Consider the following 23637-nt stretch of genomic DNA (forward strand, 5'->3'; position numbering starts at 1 on the left):
CTACTGACTCCCGCTGCCTTGTTACCGATATACGTTCGGACTTTTTCTTTTCAAGAGATTTTTTTCATGGCCTTGATTATTTTTTTGACGTCGATTTCCACCCTTGATTTTCAGGCCTCATTTTTTTAAAGTGGCCGGTCAACGGCCATCGTTTTTCATCGCGGCAACAACCGTGCGCAATACCCCTTGCGCACGCGTATCGCGCACGCTGGTATGCAGCATCACCTGCGCCAGCGGCAACGACGGCAACTTCATGCTCTTGCCGACGTCGATCGCCCCGGCCGGCTTGACCCGATACAACAATGCGGTCACCGCCAACCCTGCCGTGACCGCCGCCGCGACCGCATGCACTCCGCCGCCGACAAAGACCTCGATCCACGGTATGCCGGCGTCTTCCAGACGGCGCACGGCCAGTTCGCGAATGCCGCAACTGGGCGAAAACGTCGCCAGCCGGAGCGGCTCCCCCGCGCGCGGTTGCCACTGCGGCGCGGCGAACCAGCCCATGCGTTCTTCCTGAATCAGTTCACCATCGCTGCGCTCACCGTCGCGGCGCACGATGACGGCTTCCAGTTCGCCGCGGTCGTACATGGCAAGCAGATCGCGCGAGGCGCCGATACGCACTTCGACCACCACGCCCGGATCGAAGGCATTGATCTGCGCCAGGATCGCCGGCAAACCGTCGCCGGCGACGTGATCGCTGATGCCCAGACTCAACCGCACCGTGGACGTCTCCATGCGTCCCAGCGCCTTCTCATGCGCCGTCAGCAAGTTGCGCGCGGCGTCCAGAAAACCGATTCCGTCTGCGGACAGGCGCACCTGCCGCGGCGTGCGTTCCAGCAGGCGCCGGCCAAGCCGTTCTTCGAGCCGCTTGAGCTTGAGGCTGATGGCGGACTGCGTGGTGTAGAGCGCCTCGGCCGCACGCGTAAAACTTTGCATATCGGCAACCAAAACAAAAGCCTGGACGGCGTCGAGGTCAAGCGGGCGTTGGGTCGGTTCCATTTTCTGACTCATTGAGATTGCTTATGGATGGACGTTAGTCATTTCAAATGAATATCATTGAAATATACATGGATATATTTTCAAAATGATACACCCGATCTAAGATGCTTGCGTACCCACTCGCGATTCATCACTTTCCAAGGAGAACATCATGCCTTTTGCCCGAGTCGTCATCCGCCGCGGCGAGACCCGCGAATATCGCCAGGCCATCCTCGACAATCTTTATGAGGCCATGGTCGAAACCTTCAACGTGCCCGAAGACGACAAGTTCATGGTGATCGATGAATACGATCCGGAGAACTTCGTCTTCAGCAAGACCTACATGAACATCGCGCGCAGCGACAAGTTCGTGATAATCCAGCTGACCGTCAGCAACACGCGCACCATTGAGCAGAAAAAAGCGCTGTACGTACGCATCGTCGAGCGCCTGAACCAACAACCCGGCATCCGTCCGGAAGATATCTTCATCAACCTGGTCGAAGTGAACAAGGAGAACTGGTCGTTCGGCCACGGGCTCGCGCAATACGCGTTGTAGGCTTGTGCGGCAATCCATGCGCCACCCCGGCGCGGGATAGCTGATAGCATGGCAAGCCTGATCAACTTGCCTGCCATCCTCGTCCCATGCCGATAACAAGAACAAAGCCCGCCACGCGCAGTTACCTGCGTCGCATCGCCGTGGTCCTGGCGCTGGTCAGCGCCGGTTGTGCCGCGGCGAGCAAGTATTACGATCCCGAAAAACCCAATCGGACGCCATCCGGCTTCCGCAATACCGCTCCGCAGGAACCGCGCGCATCGCTGCTGAAATGGCAGTGGGAACGCCTCACGCAAGGTTTGCCGAAAGCGCCGGCCAACAACTACAAGTTTCCGATGGCCACGCCCGAGATCGCCTGGCTGCAAGCCAACCAGAGCGTCGCCAGCGTAACTTGGATCAGCCATGCGACGGCGCTGTTGCAAATCAGCGGCATGAACGTGATCACGGATCCGATCTTCTTCGGGCGCGCCTCGCCGTTCAGCTTCGTCGGTCCCTTGCGCAAGGTGCCGCTCAACATCACGCCGGAACAATTGCCGCATATCGACGTGGTCGTGATTTCGCATAATCATTACGATCACCTCGACCAGGCCAGCGTCGAGCAGCTCAACCGTCAGCCTGGCGGACCGCCGCTGTTCCTGGTGCCGCTGGGCGTGAAGGAATGGATGGCCGGCGTCGGCATCACCAACGTGCGCGAAATGGACTGGTGGGACAAGACCAGCGCCGGCAAGCTCGACATCAGCTTCGTGCCGGCGCAGCACTGGTCTGCGCGCAGCCTGACCGACCGCTCCGAGACGCTGTGGGGCGGCTGGGTGATCAAGACTGCCGACGGCGCGCCGCATCCGTTCTCGGTGTTCTTCGCGGGCGACACCGGCTATTCAAAAGACTTCCAGGACATCGGCCGCAAGTTCGGCAGCTTCGACTTCGCGCTGATTCCCATCGGCGCCTACGCGCCGCGCTGGTTCATGCAGGGCCAGCACGTCGATCCGGAACAGGCCGTGCAGATCCACAAGGACGTGCATGCGAAGCGCTCGGTCGGGATTCATTGGGGGACCTTCGAACTGGCCGACGAGCCGCTCGACGAACCGCCTCAATTGCTCGCCGAGGCAGTGAAGAAAGCCGGCTTGCCGGCGCAGGAATTTACCGTGCTCAAACATGGCGAGACGGTGAAGCTGGAGTGATCCGGGCATAAAAAAATCGCAGGGAATTTCTTCCCTGCGATTCTTTCAACAACCATGTCGTTGCTGCCAACGCCTTGGTCAGCGTTAAATCAATCCACAATGAACAGTTTCGCGCCCGTCGACGTCGACGACCGATGCGCTTCCGCATTGTCGGCCACCTGATAGCTCATGCCGGCCTTGAGCAGGAAGGTGCGACCGTCGTCCAGCTCGGTATGCAACTCCCCTTCCAGGCACAGCAGCACGTGGCCTTTCTTGCACCAGTGGTCGGCCAGGTACCCCGGCGTGTACTCGACCATGCGTACGCGAATCGGCCCGAACTGGCGCGTGCGCCAGGTGGCCATGCCGCTGTCGCCCTTGTGTTCGGTACGCTCGACGGTGCTCCAGTCGGTGGTGCCGAACGGCAGGTTGCCGATGTCCATTACAGCTTGGCGGCGATGAGTTTGCCGAGGCGTTCGATGCCGGCGCGGATTTTTTCCGGCGGCACGGTGACGAAGCTCAGGCGCAGCGTGTTTTGTTGCGGTTCGTTGGCGTAGAACGGCGCGCCGGGTACGAAGGCGACGTGCTGTTCGACCGCTTCCTTGAGCAAGGCGCCGCTGTCGATGTGCGCCGGCAGCGTCACCCAGATGAACATGCCGCCTTCCGGTCTGGTCCAGCTGGTGCCGGCCGGGAAGTAGGTTTGCAGCGCATCGAGCATGGCCTGGCATTGGTCCGCGTACAACTTGCGGATGGTCGGGATGTGCGTTTGCAGGAAGCCGTCCTTGATCGCTTCGTACACCACCATCTGGGTCAGCTGCGCGGTGTGCAGGTCGGCCGCTTGCTTGGCCTGTTCCATCTTCAGGATCAGCGGCGTCGGAGCGACCACGTAGCCGAGGCGGATGCCCGGCGTCAGCACTTTCGAGAACGAACCCATGTAGATCACGCCGGCCGGATTCATGTTGAGCATCTTCGGCAGCGGATCGTTGCGATAGCTCAGGGCGCCGTACGGATCATCTTCGATCAGCGGCAGGCCCAGGCGGGCGCAGGCTTCCACCAGCGCGAAGCGGCGTTCCAGCGGCAGCGTGCGGCCGGTCGGGTTCTGGAAGTTCGGCAGCGAGTACAGCAGGCGGGCCCCCTTGCCCAACTCTTCGACGGCCGAAGGAATCAGACCTTGTTCATCGCTCGGCACCGAAATGAAGTTCGGGCCGTAGATCGAGAACGCCTGCAGCGCGCCCAGATAGCTCGGCGTTTCCACCATCACGTTGCTGCCTTCGTCGATCAGCACTTTGCCCAGCAGGTCCAGGCCTTGTTGCGAGCCGGACACCATCAGCACTTGTTCGGGCAGGATCCGGGCGCCGTCGGTGGACAGCGAATTGGCCACCCATTCGCGCAGCGGACCGTAACCGTCGGTCGGACCGTATTGCAGCGCGATCTTGCCCTGGTTCGTCAGGACAGTGTCGAACGCCGCTTTCATGCGCTCCACCGGGAAGGTCGCCGGCGACGGCAGGCCGCCTGCGAACGAGGTGATTTCCGGACGCATGGTGATCTTCAGGATTTCGCGAATGGCCGAGCTTTGCAGCTGCTGCGAGCGTTTGGAGAAATTCCACTGAAGCGGATTGGGGTTTTCGATTTTCATGATGCCTGCCAAAAATAGGGTCGTGTAATAGGATCGTATTGCACGGTATTGGATACAGCCGGGAGCGGTCATCCGCCGGTCCGGCGACAAATTGATTGTTTTATGCGATCTCTGCGATCAGTTCGATCTCGACGCAGGCGCCCATCGGAATCTGCGCCACGCCGAAAGCCGAACGCGCATGCTTGCCCTGCTCGCCGAACAATTCGCCGATCAGTTCGGAGGCGCCGTTGGTCACCAGATGCTGTTCCGTGAAATCGCCGGTCGAGTTGACCAGGCTCATCAGCTTGACGATGCGCTTGACCCGTGTCAGGTCGCCGCCGCAAGCCGCTTGCAATGTCGCCAGCAAATCAATCGCCACCGCGCGGGCCGCCAGCTTGCCCTGTTCCGTCGTCGTGTCCTTGCCGAGCTGGCCAACCCATACCTTGCCGTCCTTCTTGGCCAGGTGGCCGGACAGGAATACGGTGTTGCCGGTTTGCGCATACATGACGTAGGCGGCGGCCGGTGCGGCCACGGCTGGCAATTCGATATTCAGGGCTTTGAGTTTTTCGTAGACGGACATGCGATGCTCCTGTTTGCTGTGGCCGGCTCACCGTCGTCAGCGTATTGACGCCCGGCAAGGCAGCACGTTTCGAAATGAAAACAAAAAATGTAGTCCGCCATTATCGCAAATATCGCAGCGTTGTGACGGACAACATGACGAAAAGCGTTGCCCCGACTGAATTAGCGCCGATTCAACTGAGGCGCGATGACCGGTGCGCGCCGGATCGCCATGCGCCGCCCGATTGCCACAACGGCAATAACCGCCGTCGCGAACAACAAGTGACTCGCATCCAAGGTTTCGCCGACGATCACCGCTGCACCTACCAGCGTCATGAACGGCTGCAGCAATTGCACCTGACCGACTCGCGCAATACCGCCCAGCGCCAGGCCCTTGTACCAGAAGAAAAATCCGATGAACATCGAGAAGAACGATACGTAGGCAAACGACATCCATGCCTGCGGAGAAGCTGCCACGCCGTAGTGCATACCGAGCCAGATCGTGACCGGCAACAATACCGGCATCGACAGCACCAGTGCCCAGCAGATCACCTGCTGGCCGCCCATGCTCTGCGACAAGCGACCGCCTTCGGCATAGCCCATGGCCGCCGCCACCACCGCCGCGAACAACGCAAAGTCGGCGGCATGGAAACTGCCGCCGCCCTGGCGCAACGCAAAAGCGATCACGATGAAGCTGCCGATCAGCGCCGCGATCCAGAATCCCGTGGAAGGACGCTCGCCGAAACGCAGCGCGCCGAACAAGGCCGTCGCCAGCGGCAACAAGCCCACCACCACTGCACCGTGCGAGGCGGGTACGTAGTGCATGGCGATTGATGAGAACAAGGGGAATCCGACCACAACGCCCAGCGAAGTAATCAGCAACCCGCGCACTTGCAGCCGGGTCGGGAGCTTCGCCTTCAGATGCCACAGCATGCCGATCGCGCATACCGCAGCCACCACCGCGCGGCCGAAGGCGACGAAGGCCGGGTTCAGCTCCGCCACGGCGACGCGGGTAAACGGCAGCGTCAGGCTGAATATCGCCACGCCGATAAAACCCAGCCACATCCCTTTTGATTCGGAGTTCATCAGTTTCCTTTTATATTTATTTTTTAAACTACAACCAGATCGCCACGGCGGAATAAATGGTCAGCAACACCATCACCGTGCTGAACACGGTGCGCCACAGCGGTTGCGTCAGGTAGCGCCGCAACATCGCGCCGGCGCCTGCCCATACCCCGACACACGGCAAGTTGATGACGCCGAACACCAGGCAATAGATGGCGATGGCCAGCCACACCGGCTGCACCAGCGGCAGGAACGCGGCTGCGCCCGTGATGGCCATCACCCAGGCCTTGGGATTGGCGAACTGGAACAGCGCCGCTCCCATGAACGACATCGGCCGCACATGCGCGCTGTCTTCCTGGCTGAAGCGCATGCTGCGCAGTTTCCATGCAAGGTACAGCAGATAACCGGAGCCGGCGATCTTCAGCAATACGTGGATGGCCGGCACGGCGATGACGAGGCTGCCGATGCCGGCGGCGCAGATCGCCAGCAGCACCATGAAACCGAAGGTGATGCCGAGCATATGCGGAATCGATCGCAGGAAACCGAACCATACGCCCGAAGACGTCAGCATGATGTTGTTCGGTCCCGGCGTGATCGACGTGACGAAGGCGAACGAGGCCAGCGGCAACAAGGCTTCCATCACTGTCCTCCCTGGCGGACGGCGGTGTGCGGAAGTCGCGCCAAGGCACGTTGCCACAAGCTGCGCGCCATCAGGCAACGCGCCTTGAGCCACAATCCTGCACCGGGCTTGCTGCGGTTTTCCATGAAGATTTCACTGGCGATGACAGCTTCCACCACGATGGTGCGACCGGGCTGCACGATCAGCGCATCGCCGGCATGCAGCCAGAAATCTTCAGGGCGGCCTTCCTGGGTAACCCAGACATAGCCGCGCCGCACCAGCAGCAAGCGGCTGCGTTCGAACTTGCCCGAGGCCAGCGCGCCGGCGCCCAGGTGCAGATGATGATGTTCGCGTGTCAGTGCAGTCATGCCGCCCTCCTCTGTTGATTGAGGTCAACGTTGCGATCAGCCAGCTGCGCGTCCTGGTCGGGGCGCGACAGAATCTGCGCGAACATGTCGTGGTCGACGTTGCCGCCCGACAGCGTCAGGCCGATGCGCTGTCCCCGCAGGCGATGGCGGATCTGCATCGCTGCCGCCAGCGCCGCGGCGCCCGCGCCTTCGGCGACATTGTGGGTGGCGGTGAAATACAACTTCATTGCTGCGGCGACTTCATCGTCGCTGACGGCGATCACTTCATCGACTTCATTCAGGATCACTTCCAGCGAGGCCTCGTCCGGCACGCGACAGGCCATGCCGTCGGCAATCACGGTGGTCACCGGCGACTCGATCTTGCTGCGGCCGTCGAACGACAGCTTGTAAGCCAGCGCATGCGCCGACACCACGCCGATGATGCGAGTACGCACATTGAGCGCACGCCGCGCCGCAGCGGCGGCGCACACGCCCGAGCCCTGGCCGATCGGCACGAACAATACGTCGAGGTCGGGTTGCGCGCGCAACAGCTCCATCCAGTATGTCGCCACGCCGCTGACGAGGTCGCGGTGGAAGGACGGAATCATGTGCAGTTGTTCTTGCTGCGCCAACATGGCGGCGTGCTCGCGGCTTTCCTGGAACTCCTGTCCGAACTCCACCAGCTCAACGCCCAGCGCGCGCATGGCGGCGTTCTTTTCACGGCTGTTTCCTTGCGGGACCACGATGGTGGCCGGGATGCCGTAACGGCGCGCGGCGAAACCGACCGACTGGCCGTGGTTGCCGCGCGTGGCGGAAATCACGCCGCGCACCTGTTGCTGGCGCGGACGCTGCGCCAGGTTTTGCAGGTAGACCAGGCCGCCGCGGATCTTGAAGGCGCCGGTCGGCGTATGGTTTTCATGCTTGACCCAGGCCTCGGCGCCGAGCGCTTCGCTCAACAGCGGCCATGCATATTGCGGCGTCGCCGGCATCGCGGCGTACACGGCCTTGGCGGCTTGCTCGATATCGGCATGCGTTGGCAACAAATGGGTCATGAAAGTCTCCTGGTGATGAATCTGTCGTGAATCTGTTTTCTGGTCAATTGAACAAGCGCCGGGTTTCCATCGATCTTCCTGATGACTTCCGATTGACGCCGCTCTTGACATGGGTCTATCCTAATCGACATCGCCAGTACAGTACCAGTACACTTAACCAAATAACTGCTTACATTGTCACGGTAAAATGACCAATACAGCCCGTATCAAAACGCTTCCGCCGGCCGCCGTGCCGACTACCCTGCCGCTACTGTCGCGCGAGAGCGGCGACTCGCTGGTCGATCAAATCGTCCGCACGGTGCAGTCGCGCGTTGACGACAAACTGTTGCGCACCGGCGCGCGCATGCCGTCCATACGCCAGTTCGCCGACCTGCACAGCGTGTCGCGTTTCACCGTGGTGGAAGCCTATGATCGCCTTGTGGCCCAGGGCTTTCTTGAATCGCGGCGCGGCTCCGGTTTTTTCGTGCGTGAGCGCTCGCCTGTTGCCAATCCGTCAATGGCCGGTACAGTTGTATCGGCTGCAGGCCACAATCCGGGCAGCGATGCTGCATCGCAACCGCAACAACTCGACGTGGTCTGGCTGGTGCGCAACATGTTCCGCCAGATGCCGGCTCAAAAAATGCCCGGCGGCGGCCTGCTGCCGCCGGATTGGCTGGACGGCGACCTGATCGCCAACGGCCTGCGCGCGGTGGGTCGGCAAAACCAGTCGCTGCTGCTCAGCTACGGCACGCCGCAAGGCTTCCTGCCGCTGCGCCAGCAGTTGCAGCTGAAGCTGGCCGAGTTGGAGATTTCCGCCGCGCCCGAACAGATCCTGATGACCTCCGGCGTGACGCAGGGACTGGACATCGTGGCGCGCCATTTCCTGCGCCCCGGCGATGTGATCTTCGTCGACGATCCGGCGTGGTTCCTGATGTTCGGGTCGTTTGCCGCGATGGGCGCCAAGGTGGTCGGCATCCCGCGTCTGGCCGACGGCCCCGACATCGCCAAACTGGCGGAACTGGCGGCGCTGCACAAGCCGCGCCTGTACGTGATCAACTCGGTGCTGCACAACCCGACCTCGACCTCGTTGTCGGCGGCCAAGGCATTCCAGATCCTGCGCATCGCCGAAGAACACGACTTCACCATCGTCGAGGACGACATCTATTGCGACATGCATGCCGGCAATGCCGGTGCGGGCGCCGGCGGCCAGGCAGCCACGCGCATCGCGGCGCTGGACCAGTTGCACCGGGTGATTTACCTGGGGGGATTTTCCAAGACCTTGTCGGCCAACCTGCGCGTGGGCTTCATCGCCACCTCGCCTGACCTGGCGCGCCATCTGGCCGATCGCAAGATGCTGTCGACCCTGACCACCACCGAAATCGGCGAACGCGTGGTCTACAAGATCCTCTCCGAAGGCCATTACCGCAAGCACACCGAACGGCTGCGCAACCGTCTCAACGGCGTGCGCGACAAGGTGGTGCGGCAATTGGAAAGAGTCGGCCTGGGCACCGGCACGGCAACCTCGAACGGCATGTTCGTGTGGGCCGACGCCGGCTGCGATACGAGTGTATTGACCGAGAAGGCCATGGCGCAGGGCTTCCTGCTGGCGCCGGGCAGCCTGTTCTCGCCGAACCAGCTGCCCTCGACCAAGATGCGCATCAACGTCGCCAGCATGACGGACCCGGCGATCTGGCGTTTTCTTGACGAAGAACTGGGACGTTGAAACTTCCGCTACCCGATCAATTCAGGTAGCGGAAAAGCGGACGACAAACGCGTTACGCCAGGTGAATCCGCGCAACTTCCACATTGGATGCGTTGTAGAACGCATAGTCCGTGGTGCCGGGGAAGTAGACGTAATGGTCCGATCCGTTGGCCGCAATCTGCAAGCTCTCGCTACCGCTCATCTTGACCGTCAGAATATGCGATGAGGCACCGCTGGCGATGCCCATCTTGATGACATCGTCAGCGGTGATCACGATATTGGTGCCGCTGCCGCTGGTCATGTCGAGGGTGGTGATGCCGGTGACCTTGCTGGAGAAATTGGCCAGCGTGATGGAACTGCCCAGGTCGGCGAAATGCAAGGTCGTCGTGCCGGCCCCGCCGCTGATGGTGGAGATGTTTGACACCCCCGTGGCCTGGTTGACCATGTCGCTCTGCGCACCGAGCGAGCTATGCGAACCGGCGCTGACGTTGATCGTATTGAGGCCGCTGCCGACCGCCACGCTGTTGGTCCCGCCATCCACCGCATTGAAGACATCGGTACCGCTTGCCGCCCCTCCGCCAATGAGCGCATTGGTGGTGGCCGTTCCTTTGGCCGTCAGGATATTGGCATTGGCGTCGCCGGTCAGCGTGCTGTTGAGGAAGGCGCTGCCGGTCAGGTTTTCGATGTTGGTGTAAGTGTCGCCGTTGGCGTCGCCGCCGGTGCCTGCATGCGTGCCGAGATTGGCGATGATGTCGCCGTTGGCGTTGGAAAACTCGTAGCTGACGGTATCGCTGGTGCCGCCGGCGCCGTCGAACTTGTTGGCGTTGCTGTCGGCATAGAACGTGTCGTTGTAATTGCTGCCGACCACGTTCTGGATATTGCTGTAGGAGTCGCCGGTGGAGAACGAGACACCGGCGCCGGCTGCAGCATCCACGCCTGCCGAGCCGGTGTGGTGGAACAGGTCGACCACCACGGCATTGCCTGAACGCGCATAGTTGACGGTATCGCCGTTGGCGGCATGGCCGCTGCCCTCGAAGGCGTTGGCCGCGGAACTGGCGAAGAAAACATCGTCGAAGTTGCTGCCGATCAGGTTGCTGATGCCCGTGAATTTGTCGCCGTTGGCAAAACCGCCGCTGGTGCCCGCACCGGTGGTGTTCGACAGATCCACGGTGACGCCCACGCCCGACGCCAGATAGCTCACTGTATCGACGCCGCCCGCGCCGCCGTCAAAGCTGTTGTTCTGGTTGTTGGCGACGAAGGTATCGTTGAAACTGCTGCCGATCAGGTTATCGATGAAACTGAGCTTGTCGCCCGTTGCATCGCCGCCGCTGGTGCCGGTGCCGTCCGTCGCGTTCAGATCGACGGTGACGCCGCTCGCCGAGCCGGCATAGCTGGCATAGGTGTTGGCGCGATTGGTCGTCACGCCGGTCAGGGTATCGCCGCCACCGCCGCCGGTCAGGATGGTTTTGTTGGCGCCGGCGCCGGTCAGCGTATCGGCGAAGGTGCTGCCGATGACGTTCTCGATGCTAGTGTAAACATCCCCCTGCGCATAGAAATTCGCGCCGATGCCGGTACTCAGGTTGACGGTCACGCCGCCATCCGAACTGACGTAGCTCACGGTGTCGAATCCGGCGCCGCCATTCAGGTTGTTGGCCTGGTTGTTGGCGACAAAGATATCGTCGTTGCCGCTGCCGATCAGATTATCGATGAAGCTGAGCTTGTCGCCTGCCGCGTCGCCGCCACTGGTGCCGGTGCCGTCGGTGAAATTCAGATTGATGGTCACCGCCGCAGAGCCGACATAACTGGCATAAGTATTGGCGCGATTCGACGCTACACCGGTCAGGGTATCGCCGCCGGCGGCCCCCGTCAGCACGGTCGCCCCCGTGGTGGCGCCCGTCAGAATATCGGCACCGCTGCCGCCGATGACGTTCTCGATGCTGATATAGGTGTCGCCTTGTGCGAAGCCGCCGGAGCCGGCGCCGCCGCCCACGCTCAGATTGACGGTGACAGGTGAGCTCGAACCGGCGTAGCTGACTGTATCCAAACCCACTCCGCCGTTGAACGTATTGGCGGAAGCATTGCCCACGAAGGTATCGTCATACTGCGTGCCGATGACGTTCTCGATGCTGACGTAGACGTCGTTGGCAGCAAAGCCGCCGGTGCCGACGTTGGTATTCAGGTTCACGGTCACGCCGTTGCCATCGTTGGCGACGGCATAGCTGACCGTATCCGAGCCCGTGCCGCCGTCAAACTTGTTGGCAGCCGCACTGGCGATGAAGATATCGTCGCCCGAGCCGCCGGTGGCGTCCTGGATATTGGCATACGTGTCGCCTGCCGCCAGGCTGCCGACGCCGCCGCTGCCGGCGCCGTTGAACAAGTCCACGGTTTCGGCGACGGCCGAGTTGGAATAGTCCACACGGTTGTGCGACGTGCCGGTGCTGGTGCCGCCGTCAAAATTATTGGCGGCTGCGCTGGCAAAGAAGATATCGTCGCCGGTACCGCCGGTGACGTCCTGGATATTCGTATAGGTATCGTTGGCGGCATAGGTCCCGCTGCCGGCGCCGCTGAACAGATTGACCGTTTCTGCGCTGGTGGAAGTGGCGTAGCTGACCCGGTTATGCGATGTCGCAGTGCTGGTGCCGCCGTCGAATCTGTTGCCGTCCAGGCTGGCGACGAACAGGTCGTCGGCGGTGCCGCCGGTCACGTCCTGGATACGTGCATAGGTATCGCCGGCGGCCAGGCCGCCGGTGCCAACCCCGGTCACCAGATTGACCGTCACGGTCGCAGCCGAATTGGAATAATCCACGCGGTTATGCGACGTCGCGGTGCTGGCGCCGCCATCGAAATTATTGTTGGCGGCATTGCCGACGAAGGTATCGTCGCCGGAGCCGCCGGTGACGTCCTGGATATTGGTATAAGTGTCGCCGTTGGCCAGACTGCCTGCGCCGCCCGTACCGACGCCAAGGAACAGATCGACCTTTTCCGCCACGGTCGAGTTGGCATAGCTGACCCGGTTGTGCGACGTCGCCGTACTGGCGCCGCCGTCGAATTTGTTGGCTGCGACGCTGGCGACGAAGGTGTCGTTCGCCGAGCCGCCGGTGACGTCCTGGATATTGGTGTACGTGTCGCCATTGGCCAGACTGCCCGCGCCGCCGGTACCTGTTCCGGCGAACAGGTCAACGGTTTCGGCCACAGTCGAATTGACGTAGCTGACCATGTTGTGCGATGTCGCGGTGCTGTTGCCGCCGTCAAACTTGTTGGCCGCCAGGCTGGCGATAAAGATATCGTCGCCGGAGCCGCCCGTCACGTCCTGAATGTTGGTGTAAGTGTCTCCCGCAGCCAGACTGCCGACGCCGCCGCTGCCGGTCCCGAGGAACAGGTCGACGGTTTCCGCTACGGCCGAGTTGGCGTAGCTGACGCGATTGTGATTGCTGCCGCCTCCATCGAACTTATTAGCCGCGAGGCTGGCGACGAACGTATCGTCGGCCGAACCACCGGTAACGTCCTGAATGTTGGTATAGGTGTCGCCGTTGGCAAGGCTGCCGGCGCCGCCGCTGCCACTGCTGGTGAAGAGGTCAACGGTTTCCGACACGGTCGAATTGGCGTAGCTGACCAGATTGTGGTTGCTGCCGCCGCCGTCGAATTTATTCGCGGCCGAGCTGGCAATGAAGATATCGTCAGCCAGGCCGCCGGTGACGTCCTGGATATTGGTGTAGGTATCGAGATCGGCCAGTCCGCCCGTACCGGTGCCATTGAACAGGTTGACCGTCACTGCCGCCGCCGAAGTCGCGTAGCTCACGCGGTTATGCGTGCCGCCGCCGCCGTCAAACTTGTTGGCTACCGCACTCGCGACGAAGGTGTCATCCCCGCCGCCACCGGTAACGTCCTGGATATTGGTGTAGGTGTCGAGATCGGCCAGCCCGCCCGTACCCGTGCCGGCGACCAGGTCTACCGTCACCGCCACTGCCGAATTGGCGTAGCTGACGCGATTGTGGGTGCCGCCGCCGCCGTCGAATTTGTTGGCTGCCGCGCTGGCAACGAAGATGTCGTCGGCCGAACCGCCCTTCACATCCTGAATGTTGGTGTACGTGTCGCCGTTGGCGAGACTGCCGACGCCGCCGCTACCTGTTCCCAGGAACAGGTCGACGGTTTCCGAAACGGTTGAATTGACATAGCTGACCAGGTTGTGGGTACCGCCGCTGCCATCAAATTTGTTAGCGGCCAGGCTGGCGATGAAGCTGTCGTCGCCGGCACCGCCGGTCACATCCTGAATGTTTGTATAGGTGTCGCCGTTGGCCAAGCTGCCGACGCCGCCACTGCCGCTGCCGTTGAACAAGTCGACGGTTTCCGCCACCGTGGAATTGACGTAGCTGACACGGTTGTGCGAGGAAGAAGTGCTGGTGCCGCCGTCGAGATTATTGGCCGCCGCGCTCGCCACGAAGGTATCGTCGAAGGCGCTGCCGGTCAGGTCCTGAATATTGCTCAGCTTGTCGCCGGCTGCGTAGCCGCCCGACGTGCCGACGCCGTCAGTGCGGCTCAGGTCAACCGTGACGCCTGTGGTCGACGACGCATAGCTGACACGATTATGCGACGCCGCCGTGCTGACGCCGCCCTCGAAGCTATTGGCGTCGCTGCTGGCGACAAACAGATCATCAAACGAAGAACCGATGACGTTTTCGATATTGGCGTAGGTATCGCCGGTTGCAAAGCCGTTGAGACCTTGGCCGGTGACGAGATTGACCGTGACGCCCGCGGTGGAATACGCATAGCTCACCGTATCCGAACCCTGCAAGCCGTCGAACACATTGGTCACCGACGAGGCAATGAAGGTATCGTCATTGGTCGAGCCGATGACGTTCTGGATATTGGCGTAGGTGTCGCCGGCGGCGAAACCGTTGCTGCCGGTATTGTTCACGAGGTCGACCACCACGCCGATGCTGTCGCTGGCCTTGGCATAGCTGACGGTATTGCTGCCGGCCAAGCCATCGAAGCGGTTGGCCGCGCCGTTGGCGATGAACATGTCGTCGCCGGTGCTGCCGATGATGTTCTGGATGTTCAGATACGTGTCGCCATTCGCATAGCCGCCGCTGCCGCCGCCCAGCACAAGGTCGATCGTCACGCCTGCATTGGATGCGGCATAGCTGACCGTATTGGAACCGGCGCCGCCGTCGAAGTTGTTGGCATCGCTGCTGGCGATGAAGGTATCGTCGTACTGGCTGCCGGTCAGGTCCTGGATGTTGACCAGGGTATCGCCCTGTGCGAAACCGCCGCTGGTGCCGCTGCCGTCGGTCCTGGTCAGGTCCACCGTCACCGCCGCCGTCGATGCCGCGTAGCTCACCCGGTTGTGCGATCCCGCCACGCTGGCGCCGCCATCGAAGTTGTTGGCCTCGCTGCTGGCCACGAAGGTATCGTCGTACTGGCTGCCCGTCAGGTCCTGAATGTTGACGAACCGGTCGCCTTGCGCGAAACCGCCGCTGGTGCCGCTGCCATCGGTCCTGGTCAGGTCCACCGTCACCGCCGCCGTCGATGCCGCGTAGCTCACCCGGTTATGCGACCCCGTCACGCTGGCGCCGCCGTCGAAATAGTTGGCGTCGCTGCTGGCCACGAAGGTATCGTCGTACTGGCTGCCGGTCAGGTCCTGGATATTGATCAGTTTGTCGCCTTGCGCGAAACCGCCGCTGGTGCCGGTGCCGTCGGTCTTGGTCAGATCGACCGTCACCGCCGCCGTCGATGCCGCGTAGCTCACCCGGTTATGCGATCCCGTCGCGCTGACGCCGCCGTCGAAATTGTTGGCGTCGCTGCTGGCCACGAAGGTATCGTCGTACTGGCTGCCGGTCAGGTCCTGGATGTTGATCAGTTTGTCGCCTTGCGCGAAACCACCGCTGGTGCCGGTGCCGTCGGTCCTGGTCAGGTCCACCGTCACGGCGCCGGTCGATGCCGCGTAGCTCACCCGGTTATGCGATCCCGTCGCGCTGACGCCGCCATCGAAATTGTTGGCGTCGTTGTTCGCCACGAAAGTGTCGTCGTACTGGCTGCCCGTCAGGTCCTGGATGTTGACGAACTTGTCGCCGGTCGCATAACCGCCGCTGGTGCCGGTGCCGTCGGTCTTGGTCAGGTCCACCGTCACCGCCGCCGTCGAGGCCGCGTAGCTCACCCGGTTATGCGACCCGGCCACGCTGACGCCGCCGTCGAAAGAATTGGCGTCGTTGCTGGCGATGAAAGTATCGTCGTACTGGCTGCCGGTCAGGTCCTGGATGTTGATCAGCTTGTCGCCGGTCGCATAGCCGCCGCTGGTGCCGGTGCCGTCGGCATAATTCAGGTCCACCGTCACACTGGCGTCGGAGGACGCATAGCTGGCGCGATTATGCGAGGTAGCCGAGCTGAGGCCGCCGTCGAGCTTGTTGGCGTCCGCGTTGGCGATGAACACGTCGTCGTAGATGCTGCCGATCAGGTTCTGGATATTGACGTACGAGTCGCCGTTGGCGTAGGCGCTGCCGGTACCGGTGCCGGCAGCAGTCAGATCGACCGTCACGCCGCCCACCGATTTCTCGTAGCTCACCGTATTGACGCCGCCGCCGCCATCGAAGCGGTTGTTGTCGGCGCTGGCGATGAACAGATCGTCGAAATTGCTGCCGATGACGTTCTGGATATGCAGCAGCGTGTCGCCCTGGGCATAGCCGCCGCTCGCGCTGCCGTCGAACAAACTGACGACGACGCCGGCATTCGACGAAACGTAACTGACCGTGTCCGAGCCGCCCGAACCGCCGTCGAAATGGTTGGCGCCCGCGCCAGAAATAAAGATGTCGCTCGACGAGCTGCCGACGATGTTCTGGATATTGACGTACGTGTTGTTCTGCGCGTAACCGCCGCTGCCGGTCATCGTGACCATGTTGGCGATGATGCCGCCGGTCGATGCGCCGTAGTTGACGGTATCCGAACCGCCGCTGCCGCCGTTGAAGATGCGGCTGTCGATGCCGGCCACGAAGACGTCGTCGTAGGCGCTGCCGATCACGTTCTGGATGTGGCTGTAGGTATCGTTGTCCGCATCGCCGCCGACGCCGCGTCCGCTGACGAAATTGACCGACACGCCCTGCGCCGAGTTGGCGTAGCTGACCGTGTCCTGGCCGCCGCTGCCGCCGTCGAAACTGTTGGCGTCGATGTTGCCGACGAACGTGTCGTTGAAGGCGCTGCCGATGACGTTCTGGATATGGACGTAGGTGTCGCCCTGCGCCGAGCCGCCGGCGCCCGCGCCGGTGCTCAGGTTGACCGTCACGCCGGCGGCCGAGCTGGCGTACGACACCGTGTCGGAACCGCCGGTGCCGCCGTCAAAACGATTGGCTTCCGTGTTGGCGATGAACATGTCGCTGAAGGCGCTGCCGGTCGCGTTCTGAATATGGACATAGGTGTCGCCTTCGGCGTCGCCGTTGCTGCCCAGCCCGGTGATCAGGTTGACCGTCACGCCGGCGGCCGAATGCGCGTAGGACACCGTATCGGTGCCGCCGCTGCCGCCGTCGAGGCGATTGACCTTGTCGTTGGCGACGAAGGTATCGCTGTAGGCGCCGCCGATCAGGTTCTGGATATTGCTCAGCACATCGCCCTGGGCGTCGCCACCGGAACCGAGACCGGTGGAAAGATCGATCGTTATGCCCGCGCCGGAATTCTTGTAGCCCGCCGTATTGATGCCCTGCGTGCCGCCGGTCAGCGTGTCGGCGCCTGCGCCGCCTTCGAAGTAGGTATTGCCGCTGCCGCCGATGATGGTGTCGGCGCCCGCGCCGCCGTAGAGCAAGTCGTTGGCGTTGCTGCCATAAATGGTGACGCCGCCGTCGCCGGCATGGATTTCATGCGGCACGCCCTGCGCCGGCAGCACCCACACGCTCTTGCCGGTGGCAGGGTCGAGATAGGTCAGGTCGGTGTAGGAACTGGCGTCCTTGATCACCACGACACGCGAATCGAGCAGGTGCGTCAGGCCGTCGGCGGTGAGTACCGACACATCGAAATTGATGGTCGCCGTCGGCGCCGTCGGCTGGGTCGGATCGGCTGGTTTGGTGGTGTACTGCACCTGCAGGTCGAAGCTCTTTTCGCCGGCAGCCGGCGTGATCTGATAGCTGCCGCCGCCAAGGTTGACGGCATTGAGGATCGTCATCGTCGACGGCACACCGGTGATCAAGACCGATTTCACGGTGCCGTCGCCGGTGACGTTCACTTTGAAAATCTTGATGAAGTCGCTCTGCGTGGTGCTCCCGGTGGCGTAGATCGTGTGCACGTCGTTGCCGGCGTTGATCACCTGCGGTGCGAACTGCACCGAGTTGGAACCGTCGATGGCCGAAGCTGGCGAGCCGCCGCTGCCGTACAACACGCTGCCGACCTGGGTCTGGGTAGTCAGGTTGAGCAGGTTGAGCGTCATCGCCGGTGTCTGCGGGCCCACCACGATTGGCGTCAGCACCGAGCCCGGACGTTCCGAAATCTCCGGCGACAATTGTTTGATCAGCGAATCGGCGCCGGTCGTCACCGGCGGCGGCGGCGGGATCGGGATCGACGGCAACGCCAGATTTTGCAGGCCGTTGCTGGTCAGCGAACCGGCGTTGTCCTGGATGATCTTGGCCAGCTGACTCGTGGCGGCAGGATTGACCTGGGCGGAATTGTTGGAGGTGAAGTGATTGTCCGCCGCGCCGTTGCCTTCGGCCTGATTGTTCACCGGATCGGAATTGAGGATCTGAGACTGGTCATTGTTGCGCAGCGGGATCTTGCCGACCAGATCGAGCAGGCGGCCGGTGTCCTGCGAAGCGTCAGCGAAAACGATCTTCGAGTTCTCGTCCATCGCGCCCATGGCGCCGCCGGCCAGCACCACCTTGCTGCCGTCGTTGAGCTGCAGAACCATGTCGACGTCGACCACCTGCACGTGCTTGACCGCACCGCGCGGGACGTTGAGGTGGAAGCTGCCGTTCTGGTCCGGATTGAACACGCGCGCAGAGCCTGTGATGGCCTGGGCTGCATTGGCTGCATTGGCTGCATTTGCCGGGGTTACTTTCGCTGGAACTGCTGTCGCCATGTCAAACCTCGCTGAGGAAGTCAATCACATCATCATGAGTGCGCGCGATTGCTCTGCTGCACATCTGTCAAATTCATTGTTGCCGTTATTGCTGCAAAATCGTCGCGCTCGGCCCGTCGGCGACGATCTTGCCGTCGTTGAGCACGATGATGCGATCCATGCGCCGGAGCAAGGCGGTGCTGTGCGTTGCCACCACCAGCGTGCGTTGCGCCGACATCGAATATGCCATCAGTTTTTCGATGATCCGGGTTTCCGTCGACAAGTCGATGCCGGTGGTCGGTTCGTCCAGCAGCATCACGGTCGGCATGCCGGCCACCGCGCGCGCCAGCGCGACCATCTGGCGCTGGCCGCCGGACAGGTTGCCGGGCGCCTTGAGCATCTGGTCCAGGCGCAGCTCGCCGCGTGCGATCAGATCGTCCACGCCGGACACCGCCAGCGCCGCTTCATATTCATTGCTGTCGATGCGATCGCCGACGAAGATATTGGCCGCCAGGCTACCGTCGAACAGGAACGGCTCCTGCGGCTTGTAGCCGATGCAGCGCATGCGCACCGGCGCCGCGTAGGCCGCCACCGCCACGCCGTCGATCAGCACCTGGCCCTTGCCGGCATCGATCTTGTGCAAGCCGGCCAGCGCACGCATCAGCGTGGTCTTGCCGGAACCGGAGCGACCGACGATGCCGACCTTTTCGCCTGGCTGGATCGCCAGCGAAACATTGTCCAGCGCCGGCTTTTCGTTCTTGTCGAGATGCAGCGTCAGGTTGACCACCTGGATCAGGCCGCGCATGTCCTGGCGCAGCACGTCGGCGATCACCTGCTCCGGCCCGGTGTCGTCAAACATTTCTTCGAACGCGGCGCGGGCGCGCTTGAACATTTCCATGCGTCCCAGCACCATGGTGACCGACGACAGCATCGAGGTCGCGCGGCTGATCAGCAACGACGTCGCGATCAGCGCACCGACCGTGAGCGCATTGTCTTCCACCAGGTACACGCCGATCACCAGCGTACCCACCGAGATCAGGGTGTAACCCACGGTCGACAAGGCGTAGCCGGCGTTCATCCAGAACCGGCTCTTGGCCTGGCTCACCGCGTTGTCGGCGGCATCCGACAGGAAGGCCTTGACCAGTCGATCCTGCAAAGGCGAGGTCTTGAGCGTCTCCATGCCGAACACCAGGCTGGCCAGCTTGTCGATCTTGCCGATGCCGGAGGTCATGGCGGCGTTGCTGTAATCGGTCGCCGGAATCTTGCACAGCAGTTGCGCAGCCACCAGCATGCCGCCGCCGACCAGGATCACCCACACCAGGTGACCGCCGAGCAAGCCCACCGCCACCACGTACATCGCCAGGAACGGCAGGTCGATCAGCATCAGCATGTAGTTCGACGACAGCAGGTCGCGCGCGCTGCTGAGGTCGCGATACTTGGCCAGCACCACGCCGACCGGCGCGGTGACTTTGGACTCCAGCAGGCGCCGCACCGAGCGGTTGTCGAACTCGATGTCGAAGCGCCCTGCCAGTTGCTCGATGTAATACATGCGGATGATGCGCAGCACCAGTTCCAGCACGATGAACAAGGCCATGCCCAGGGTCAGCGCCCACAGCGTTTCGGTGATGTGGTTGCCGATCACCTTGTCGTACACCAGCCGCGAGTACAGCGGCATGAACAGCCCGAACACGTTGATCAGCACGCCGGCCACGACGATCTCGACGAAGCGGCCGCCGTAGGCGCGCATCAGCGTCAGGTACACCGGGTCCTTACGCAGGGAGCGCAAATCGGCTTGCGGCTGGTCGACGTAGATCTGGTCGCGTTGATTCATGGATCCGTTCAGGCCTCGGGTTGTTCAGGCTGCAGCTGCGGTCAACGACCTCAGCTGGCTTCCTTGTTGATCATCGACAGTTCCCGAATCGCTTCGCGCATTTCGAGGCGTAAGTCCTTGACCATGGTCTGGCGGCCGCTGCGCATTTCGTCGATGACGGTTTGGGTATTGATGTTCTGACGCATCAGCGCTTCGGTGATCGAGGTCAGCGAGGTCGGGATGGCGGTGAGGTTCTTGACGCGGTCGTTCATCATCGCCATGTGCTTGGCCAGGTCGATCTGCAGCTGGCGCGACGACAAGGCGTCGCGCGTCATGTTGCTGGAGTTCTCGCCGATGGCCTTGCCCAGTTCGCCCAGGCGCTCGGACACGGCCGAGTGGATTTCGCCCTGGTGCTGGATCGCGCCGAGTTCGTCGGCGATACGGATGGAAATCTGGTTGAGCAGCGTCGGCATCTGTGCGATGTGCTGCGCCGTCTTTTCGGTCATGTTGGCGGCCTCCGACTGCTGTGCCTGCAAGGAGGTCAGCGCCGACGACAGCGACATCTGGCCGCCTTCCATGGTGGAAACGATCTTCGGCAGCATGTCGAAACTGCGCAGGGCGATATCGCCGTTCACCGACAGGCGCTCTTCCAGCAACGACAAGCTCTGCGTCAGATCGCGCGCAGATGTCATTTTTTGGTTGATGATCTGGCCGACGTTGCGGATTTCTTCCAGCGTCTGCTGGCCGACTTCATGCATGCGCGGACCGAAGGACACCAGTTGGCGCAGGTTCTTCGATTCGTCCATGCTGGCGTGGAAGAGCTCGACGATATTCTGCAGACGGTCGTTCATGCCTTCGAGCTTGATACCGGCCTGCATCGAGGCTTCCGAGCTGGCGCGCGCAGCCATGATGGATTCGCGTTGCAGCACCATCAGGTCCTGCAGGAACTCGGCCAGGAATTGCTCCGACACGCCCTGACGGGCGCTGGCGTTGGTGCCTGGACCGCTCATGTCGTGGATCACGTGCTGGACCATTTCGCTGATGCACTCGCGCGCACGCGACACCAGTTTTTTGTTGGCGGCTCGCAGCGGCGTCAGCGTCAGGCCCAGCGCCAGCGAACCGATCAGGCCGAACATCGAGGCGGAGAACGCGGTGCCCATGCTGGCCAGCGGTTTTTGCAGATCGGATACCAGATGCATGAACGAGGCATCCATGTCGCCGCCCTGGGTCGCCTTGCCGAAGCCGTCGATCAGCGCCGCAGTGCCGACCAGGGTTTCGAGCAGGCCGATGAAGGTGCCCAGCAGACCGAGCGCGATCATGAAGCCGGTCAGGAAATGCGGGAATTCGGTCTTGGCCTCGAGGTGGGCCGTCAGGTCCGACAGCGATCCCTCGATGGTTTCCTGTTCGATACGCGAGGTCAGGCGGCCTTTGGTGTTGGCGACGCTGACCAGCACCTTGGCGATCTCGCTGCCCTGGAACTCGGGCGCCTTGACCAGATCCTCCATCGACTCGCCGTCGTTGACACGGGCGTAGAACAAGGCGAGCTTGTTGTGCTCCCAGTTCACGCGCCACATGTTGTAGACGATCAGCGCGACGCCGAACACGGCCACGCCGATGATGAACAGGTTCAGGAAGGGATTGATGCGGATCGCGTGCAGGACGAAGTCCCTGAACAGGAAACCGCCGAGCAGCAGGAACAGCGACGGTATCGCGGCGAGTGCATAGAAATTGCGCAGGTTTTTCATACGTTCAGGTTCCGAAAGTAAAAACAAGATAAGAAAAATTCAGTGTTCATCGCGGCTCCGGCTTAACGCGGTTCCCGGAGCGCGGTCTGGCCGAAGCGGCTCAGCGGCGACATCAGGTATTGCCACACGGTACGGCGGCCGACGATCATGTCGGCCGTGGCGGTCATGCCCGGCATCAGCGGCAGGCCGGTATCGAGCTTGGGGTCGCGCGTGACTTCGATCTTGACGCGGTAGTAGCGCTCGCCGCGTTCTTCCGGCACGGTGTCGGCGCTGACCTCGGTGACCACGCCCTTCATGGCGCCGTACACACCGTAGTCGTAAGCGGAAACCTTCACGCGCGCCGGTGCGCCCGTCATCAACTGGGCGCGATCGGTCGGCGCCACTTTCGCTTCGATCACCAGCTTGTCGTCGGTCGGCGTCATTTCGATGATGGCGTCGCCCGGCTTGACCACGCCGCCGACGGTGTTGATCAGCACGCGGTTGACGATGCCGTCCATCGGCGCGCGCACTTCCGAGCGCGACACGCGGTCGTTGCGCGATTTGATTTCTTCCTGCAGGCGCGCCAGTTCGTTTTCGCTGACGGTCAGATCGCTGCGCGCATCGGCGCGGAAGCGCGACGATGCTTCACCCATCTTGGCCTGGGCTTCGGCAATGGCGGCGGTCAGGCGCGGGATCATGGCGTTGGTGGCGGACAGGCGGCTCTGCGCATCCTGCGCCTTGGCCTGCGCCTGGATGTCTTCCAGCTGCGAGGCGGCATTGCGCTCGAACATGCCGTGCACCAGCTTGTACTGGCGCTGCGCCAGATCGAATTCGGACACCAGGCTCTTCTGGCGGCTGACGGCTTCGCCGACCTCAGCCTGGCGCTGCGCCGATTGTTCGCGCAACACGCTGAGTTCCTGTGTCAACTTGGACTGACGCGCGGCGAATGAGGCCAGCTCGCTCTGCACGGCCGGATCGTCGGTGCGCAGCTCGGGCGACATCGACACCGACGACGCGCCGCCGGCTTCGGCCTTGAGGCGGGCGATGCGGGCGCGCAGGCCGAGGATCTTGACGTTGCCTTCGCCGAGGTCGGCGTTGGCGCGCACATCGGCGATCGAGATCAGTATCTGGCCCTTCTTCACTGCGGCGCCTTCGCGCACCAGGATGGCGGACACGATGCCGCCTTCCAGATGCTGGATGATCTGATTGTGTTCGGAAGCCACGATGCGGCCGGCGCCGCGCACCACCATGTCGATCTGGGCGAACCACGACCACACCAGCAGGCACAGCAACAGGAATACGGTGACCAGGATGAACTGGCGCGGACGCGCGAGTTCCCCATGGTCGCCCAACTGGCGATCCAGACGCGGCGCGATGAGGCGCATCAGACGACGGCTGTGCGCCTGCAGTTGCAAGCGCAGGCGCAAGTCCCAACGCAAATTGTCGTTGGGCA

Annotated in this window: 15 protein-coding genes; 3 read left to right on the plus strand and 12 right to left on the minus strand. The window is 62.3% G+C overall.

Annotated elements, in window-relative coordinates; genetic code table 11:
• Positions 1–138: 138 nt before the first annotated feature.
• Complete coding sequence (locus DXT88_RS18060; RefSeq protein WP_265215464.1) at positions 139–999, minus strand: LysR family transcriptional regulator; 861 nt, start codon at positions 997–999, stop codon at positions 139–141.
• 151 nt (positions 1000–1150) lie between these two features.
• Here DXT88_RS18060 and DXT88_RS18065 point away from each other — a divergent pair, with 151 nt between their 5' ends.
• Both DXT88_RS18065 and DXT88_RS18070 read left to right on the plus strand, forming a co-directional pair.
• Complete coding sequence (locus DXT88_RS18065) at positions 1151–1534, plus strand: tautomerase family protein (RefSeq protein ID WP_016832210.1); 384 nt, start codon at positions 1151–1153, stop codon at positions 1532–1534.
• 86 nt (positions 1535–1620) lie between these two features.
• Complete coding sequence (locus DXT88_RS18070; RefSeq protein WP_265215465.1) at positions 1621–2709, plus strand: MBL fold metallo-hydrolase; 1089 nt, start codon at positions 1621–1623, stop codon at positions 2707–2709.
• Between the two features lie 89 nt (positions 2710–2798).
• Here the strand turns inward: DXT88_RS18070 and DXT88_RS18075 are convergent, their stop codons facing one another.
• The 7 genes from DXT88_RS18075 to DXT88_RS18105 all read right to left on the minus strand — a co-directional run bounded on the left by DXT88_RS18075 (position 2799) and on the right by DXT88_RS18105 (position 7941).
• On the minus strand, positions 2799–3128 hold the full coding sequence (locus tag DXT88_RS18075; RefSeq protein WP_265215466.1) for a DHCW motif cupin fold protein: 330 nt from the start codon (positions 3126–3128) through the stop codon (positions 2799–2801).
• Positions 3128–4321 carry an aminotransferase-like domain-containing protein gene (locus tag DXT88_RS18080; RefSeq protein WP_265215467.1) on the minus strand — a complete coding sequence of 398 codons (1194 nt, stop codon included), beginning with the start codon at positions 4319–4321 and terminating at the stop codon, positions 3128–3130. The genes DXT88_RS18075 and DXT88_RS18080 overlap by 1 nt, the downstream gene beginning before the upstream one ends.
• Positions 4322–4421: 100 nt before the next feature.
• On the minus strand, positions 4422–4880 hold the full coding sequence (locus DXT88_RS18085; protein WP_053201751.1) for a RidA family protein: 459 nt from the start codon (positions 4878–4880) through the stop codon (positions 4422–4424).
• Between the two features lie 161 nt (positions 4881–5041).
• Entirely contained in the window at positions 5042–5944 is a 903-nt protein-coding gene (locus DXT88_RS18090; RefSeq protein WP_265215468.1) for a DMT family transporter, read from the minus strand.
• A 28-nt stretch (positions 5945–5972) separates the two neighbouring features.
• Complete coding sequence (locus DXT88_RS18095; protein WP_199525655.1) at positions 5973–6563, minus strand: LysE family translocator; 591 nt, start codon at positions 6561–6563, stop codon at positions 5973–5975.
• Entirely contained in the window at positions 6563–6910 is a 348-nt protein-coding gene (locus DXT88_RS18100) for a DUF2917 domain-containing protein (protein ID WP_265215469.1), read from the minus strand. Before DXT88_RS18100 ends, DXT88_RS18095 begins: the two co-directional genes overlap by 1 nt.
• Entirely contained in the window at positions 6907–7941 is a 1035-nt protein-coding gene (locus tag DXT88_RS18105) for a threonine dehydratase (protein ID WP_265215470.1), read from the minus strand. The genes DXT88_RS18100 and DXT88_RS18105 overlap by 4 nt, the downstream gene beginning before the upstream one ends.
• 187 nt (positions 7942–8128) lie before the next feature.
• Between DXT88_RS18105 and DXT88_RS18110 the strand changes: the two genes are divergently transcribed.
• Positions 8129–9643: an aminotransferase-like domain-containing protein gene (locus DXT88_RS18110; RefSeq protein WP_265215471.1), complete on the plus strand. Its 1515-nt coding sequence runs from the start codon at positions 8129–8131 to the stop codon at positions 9641–9643.
• A 52-nt stretch (positions 9644–9695) separates the two neighbouring features.
• Here DXT88_RS18110 and DXT88_RS18115 read toward each other — a convergent pair whose 3' ends face one another.
• The 4 genes from DXT88_RS18115 to DXT88_RS18130 all read right to left on the minus strand — a co-directional run bounded on the left by DXT88_RS18115 (position 9696) and on the right by DXT88_RS18130 (position 23569).
• Positions 9696–18671, minus strand: coding sequence for a beta strand repeat-containing protein (locus tag DXT88_RS18115; RefSeq protein WP_265215472.1), 8976 nt, complete (start codon positions 18669–18671; stop codon positions 9696–9698).
• An 85-nt stretch (positions 18672–18756) separates the two neighbouring features.
• Positions 18757–20481 carry a peptidase domain-containing ABC transporter gene (locus tag DXT88_RS18120; protein ID WP_265215473.1) on the minus strand — a complete coding sequence of 575 codons (1725 nt, stop codon included), beginning with the start codon at positions 20479–20481 and terminating at the stop codon, positions 18757–18759.
• A gap of 50 nt (positions 20482–20531) precedes the next feature.
• Positions 20532–22205, minus strand: a complete 1674-nt coding sequence (locus DXT88_RS18125; RefSeq protein WP_016833361.1) for a hypothetical protein — start codon at positions 22203–22205, stop codon at positions 20532–20534.
• A 62-nt stretch (positions 22206–22267) separates the two neighbouring features.
• Positions 22268–23569, minus strand: a complete 1302-nt coding sequence (locus tag DXT88_RS18130) for an HlyD family type I secretion periplasmic adaptor subunit (protein WP_407649379.1) — start codon at positions 23567–23569, stop codon at positions 22268–22270.
• Between the last annotated feature and the right edge of the window lie 68 nt (positions 23570–23637).

Source organism: Herbaspirillum lusitanum (assembly GCF_026127345.1).
Taxonomy (GTDB): Bacteria; Pseudomonadota; Gammaproteobacteria; order Burkholderiales; family Burkholderiaceae_D; genus Herbaspirillum; species Herbaspirillum lusitanum.

Bases quoted from the DNA above. Each gene is read 5' to 3' on its own strand.
- DXT88_RS18060 (WP_265215464.1), bottom strand. From the start codon at position 999: ATGGAACCGACCCAACGCCCGCTTGACCTCGACGCCGTCCAGGCTTTT.
- DXT88_RS18065 (WP_016832210.1), top strand. From the start codon at position 1,151: ATGCCTTTTGCCCGAGTCGTCATCCGCCGCGGCGAGACCCGCGAATAT.
- DXT88_RS18070 (WP_265215465.1), top strand. From the start codon at position 1,621: ATGCCGATAACAAGAACAAAGCCCGCCACGCGCAGTTACCTGCGTCGC.
- DXT88_RS18075 (WP_265215466.1), bottom strand. From the start codon at position 3,128: ATGGACATCGGCAACCTGCCGTTCGGCACCACCGACTGGAGCACCGTC.
- DXT88_RS18080 (WP_265215467.1), bottom strand. From the start codon at position 4,321: ATGAAAATCGAAAACCCCAATCCGCTTCAGTGGAATTTCTCCAAACGC.
- DXT88_RS18085 (WP_053201751.1), bottom strand. From the start codon at position 4,880: ATGTCCGTCTACGAAAAACTCAAAGCCCTGAATATCGAATTGCCAGCC.
- DXT88_RS18090 (WP_265215468.1), bottom strand. From the start codon at position 5,944: ATGAACTCCGAATCAAAAGGGATGTGGCTGGGTTTTATCGGCGTGGCG.
- DXT88_RS18095 (WP_199525655.1), bottom strand. From the start codon at position 6,563: ATGGAAGCCTTGTTGCCGCTGGCCTCGTTCGCCTTCGTCACGTCGATC.
- DXT88_RS18100 (WP_265215469.1), bottom strand. From the start codon at position 6,910: ATGACTGCACTGACACGCGAACATCATCATCTGCACCTGGGCGCCGGC.
- DXT88_RS18105 (WP_265215470.1), bottom strand. From the start codon at position 7,941: ATGACCCATTTGTTGCCAACGCATGCCGATATCGAGCAAGCCGCCAAG.
- DXT88_RS18110 (WP_265215471.1), top strand. From the start codon at position 8,129: ATGACCAATACAGCCCGTATCAAAACGCTTCCGCCGGCCGCCGTGCCG.
- DXT88_RS18115 (WP_265215472.1), bottom strand. From the start codon at position 18,671: ATGGCGACAGCAGTTCCAGCGAAAGTAACCCCGGCAAATGCAGCCAAT.
- DXT88_RS18120 (WP_265215473.1), bottom strand. From the start codon at position 20,481: ATGAATCAACGCGACCAGATCTACGTCGACCAGCCGCAAGCCGATTTG.
- DXT88_RS18125 (WP_016833361.1), bottom strand. From the start codon at position 22,205: ATGAAAAACCTGCGCAATTTCTATGCACTCGCCGCGATACCGTCGCTG.
- DXT88_RS18130 (WP_407649379.1), bottom strand. From the start codon at position 23,569: ATGCGCCTCATCGCGCCGCGTCTGGATCGCCAGTTGGGCGACCATGGG.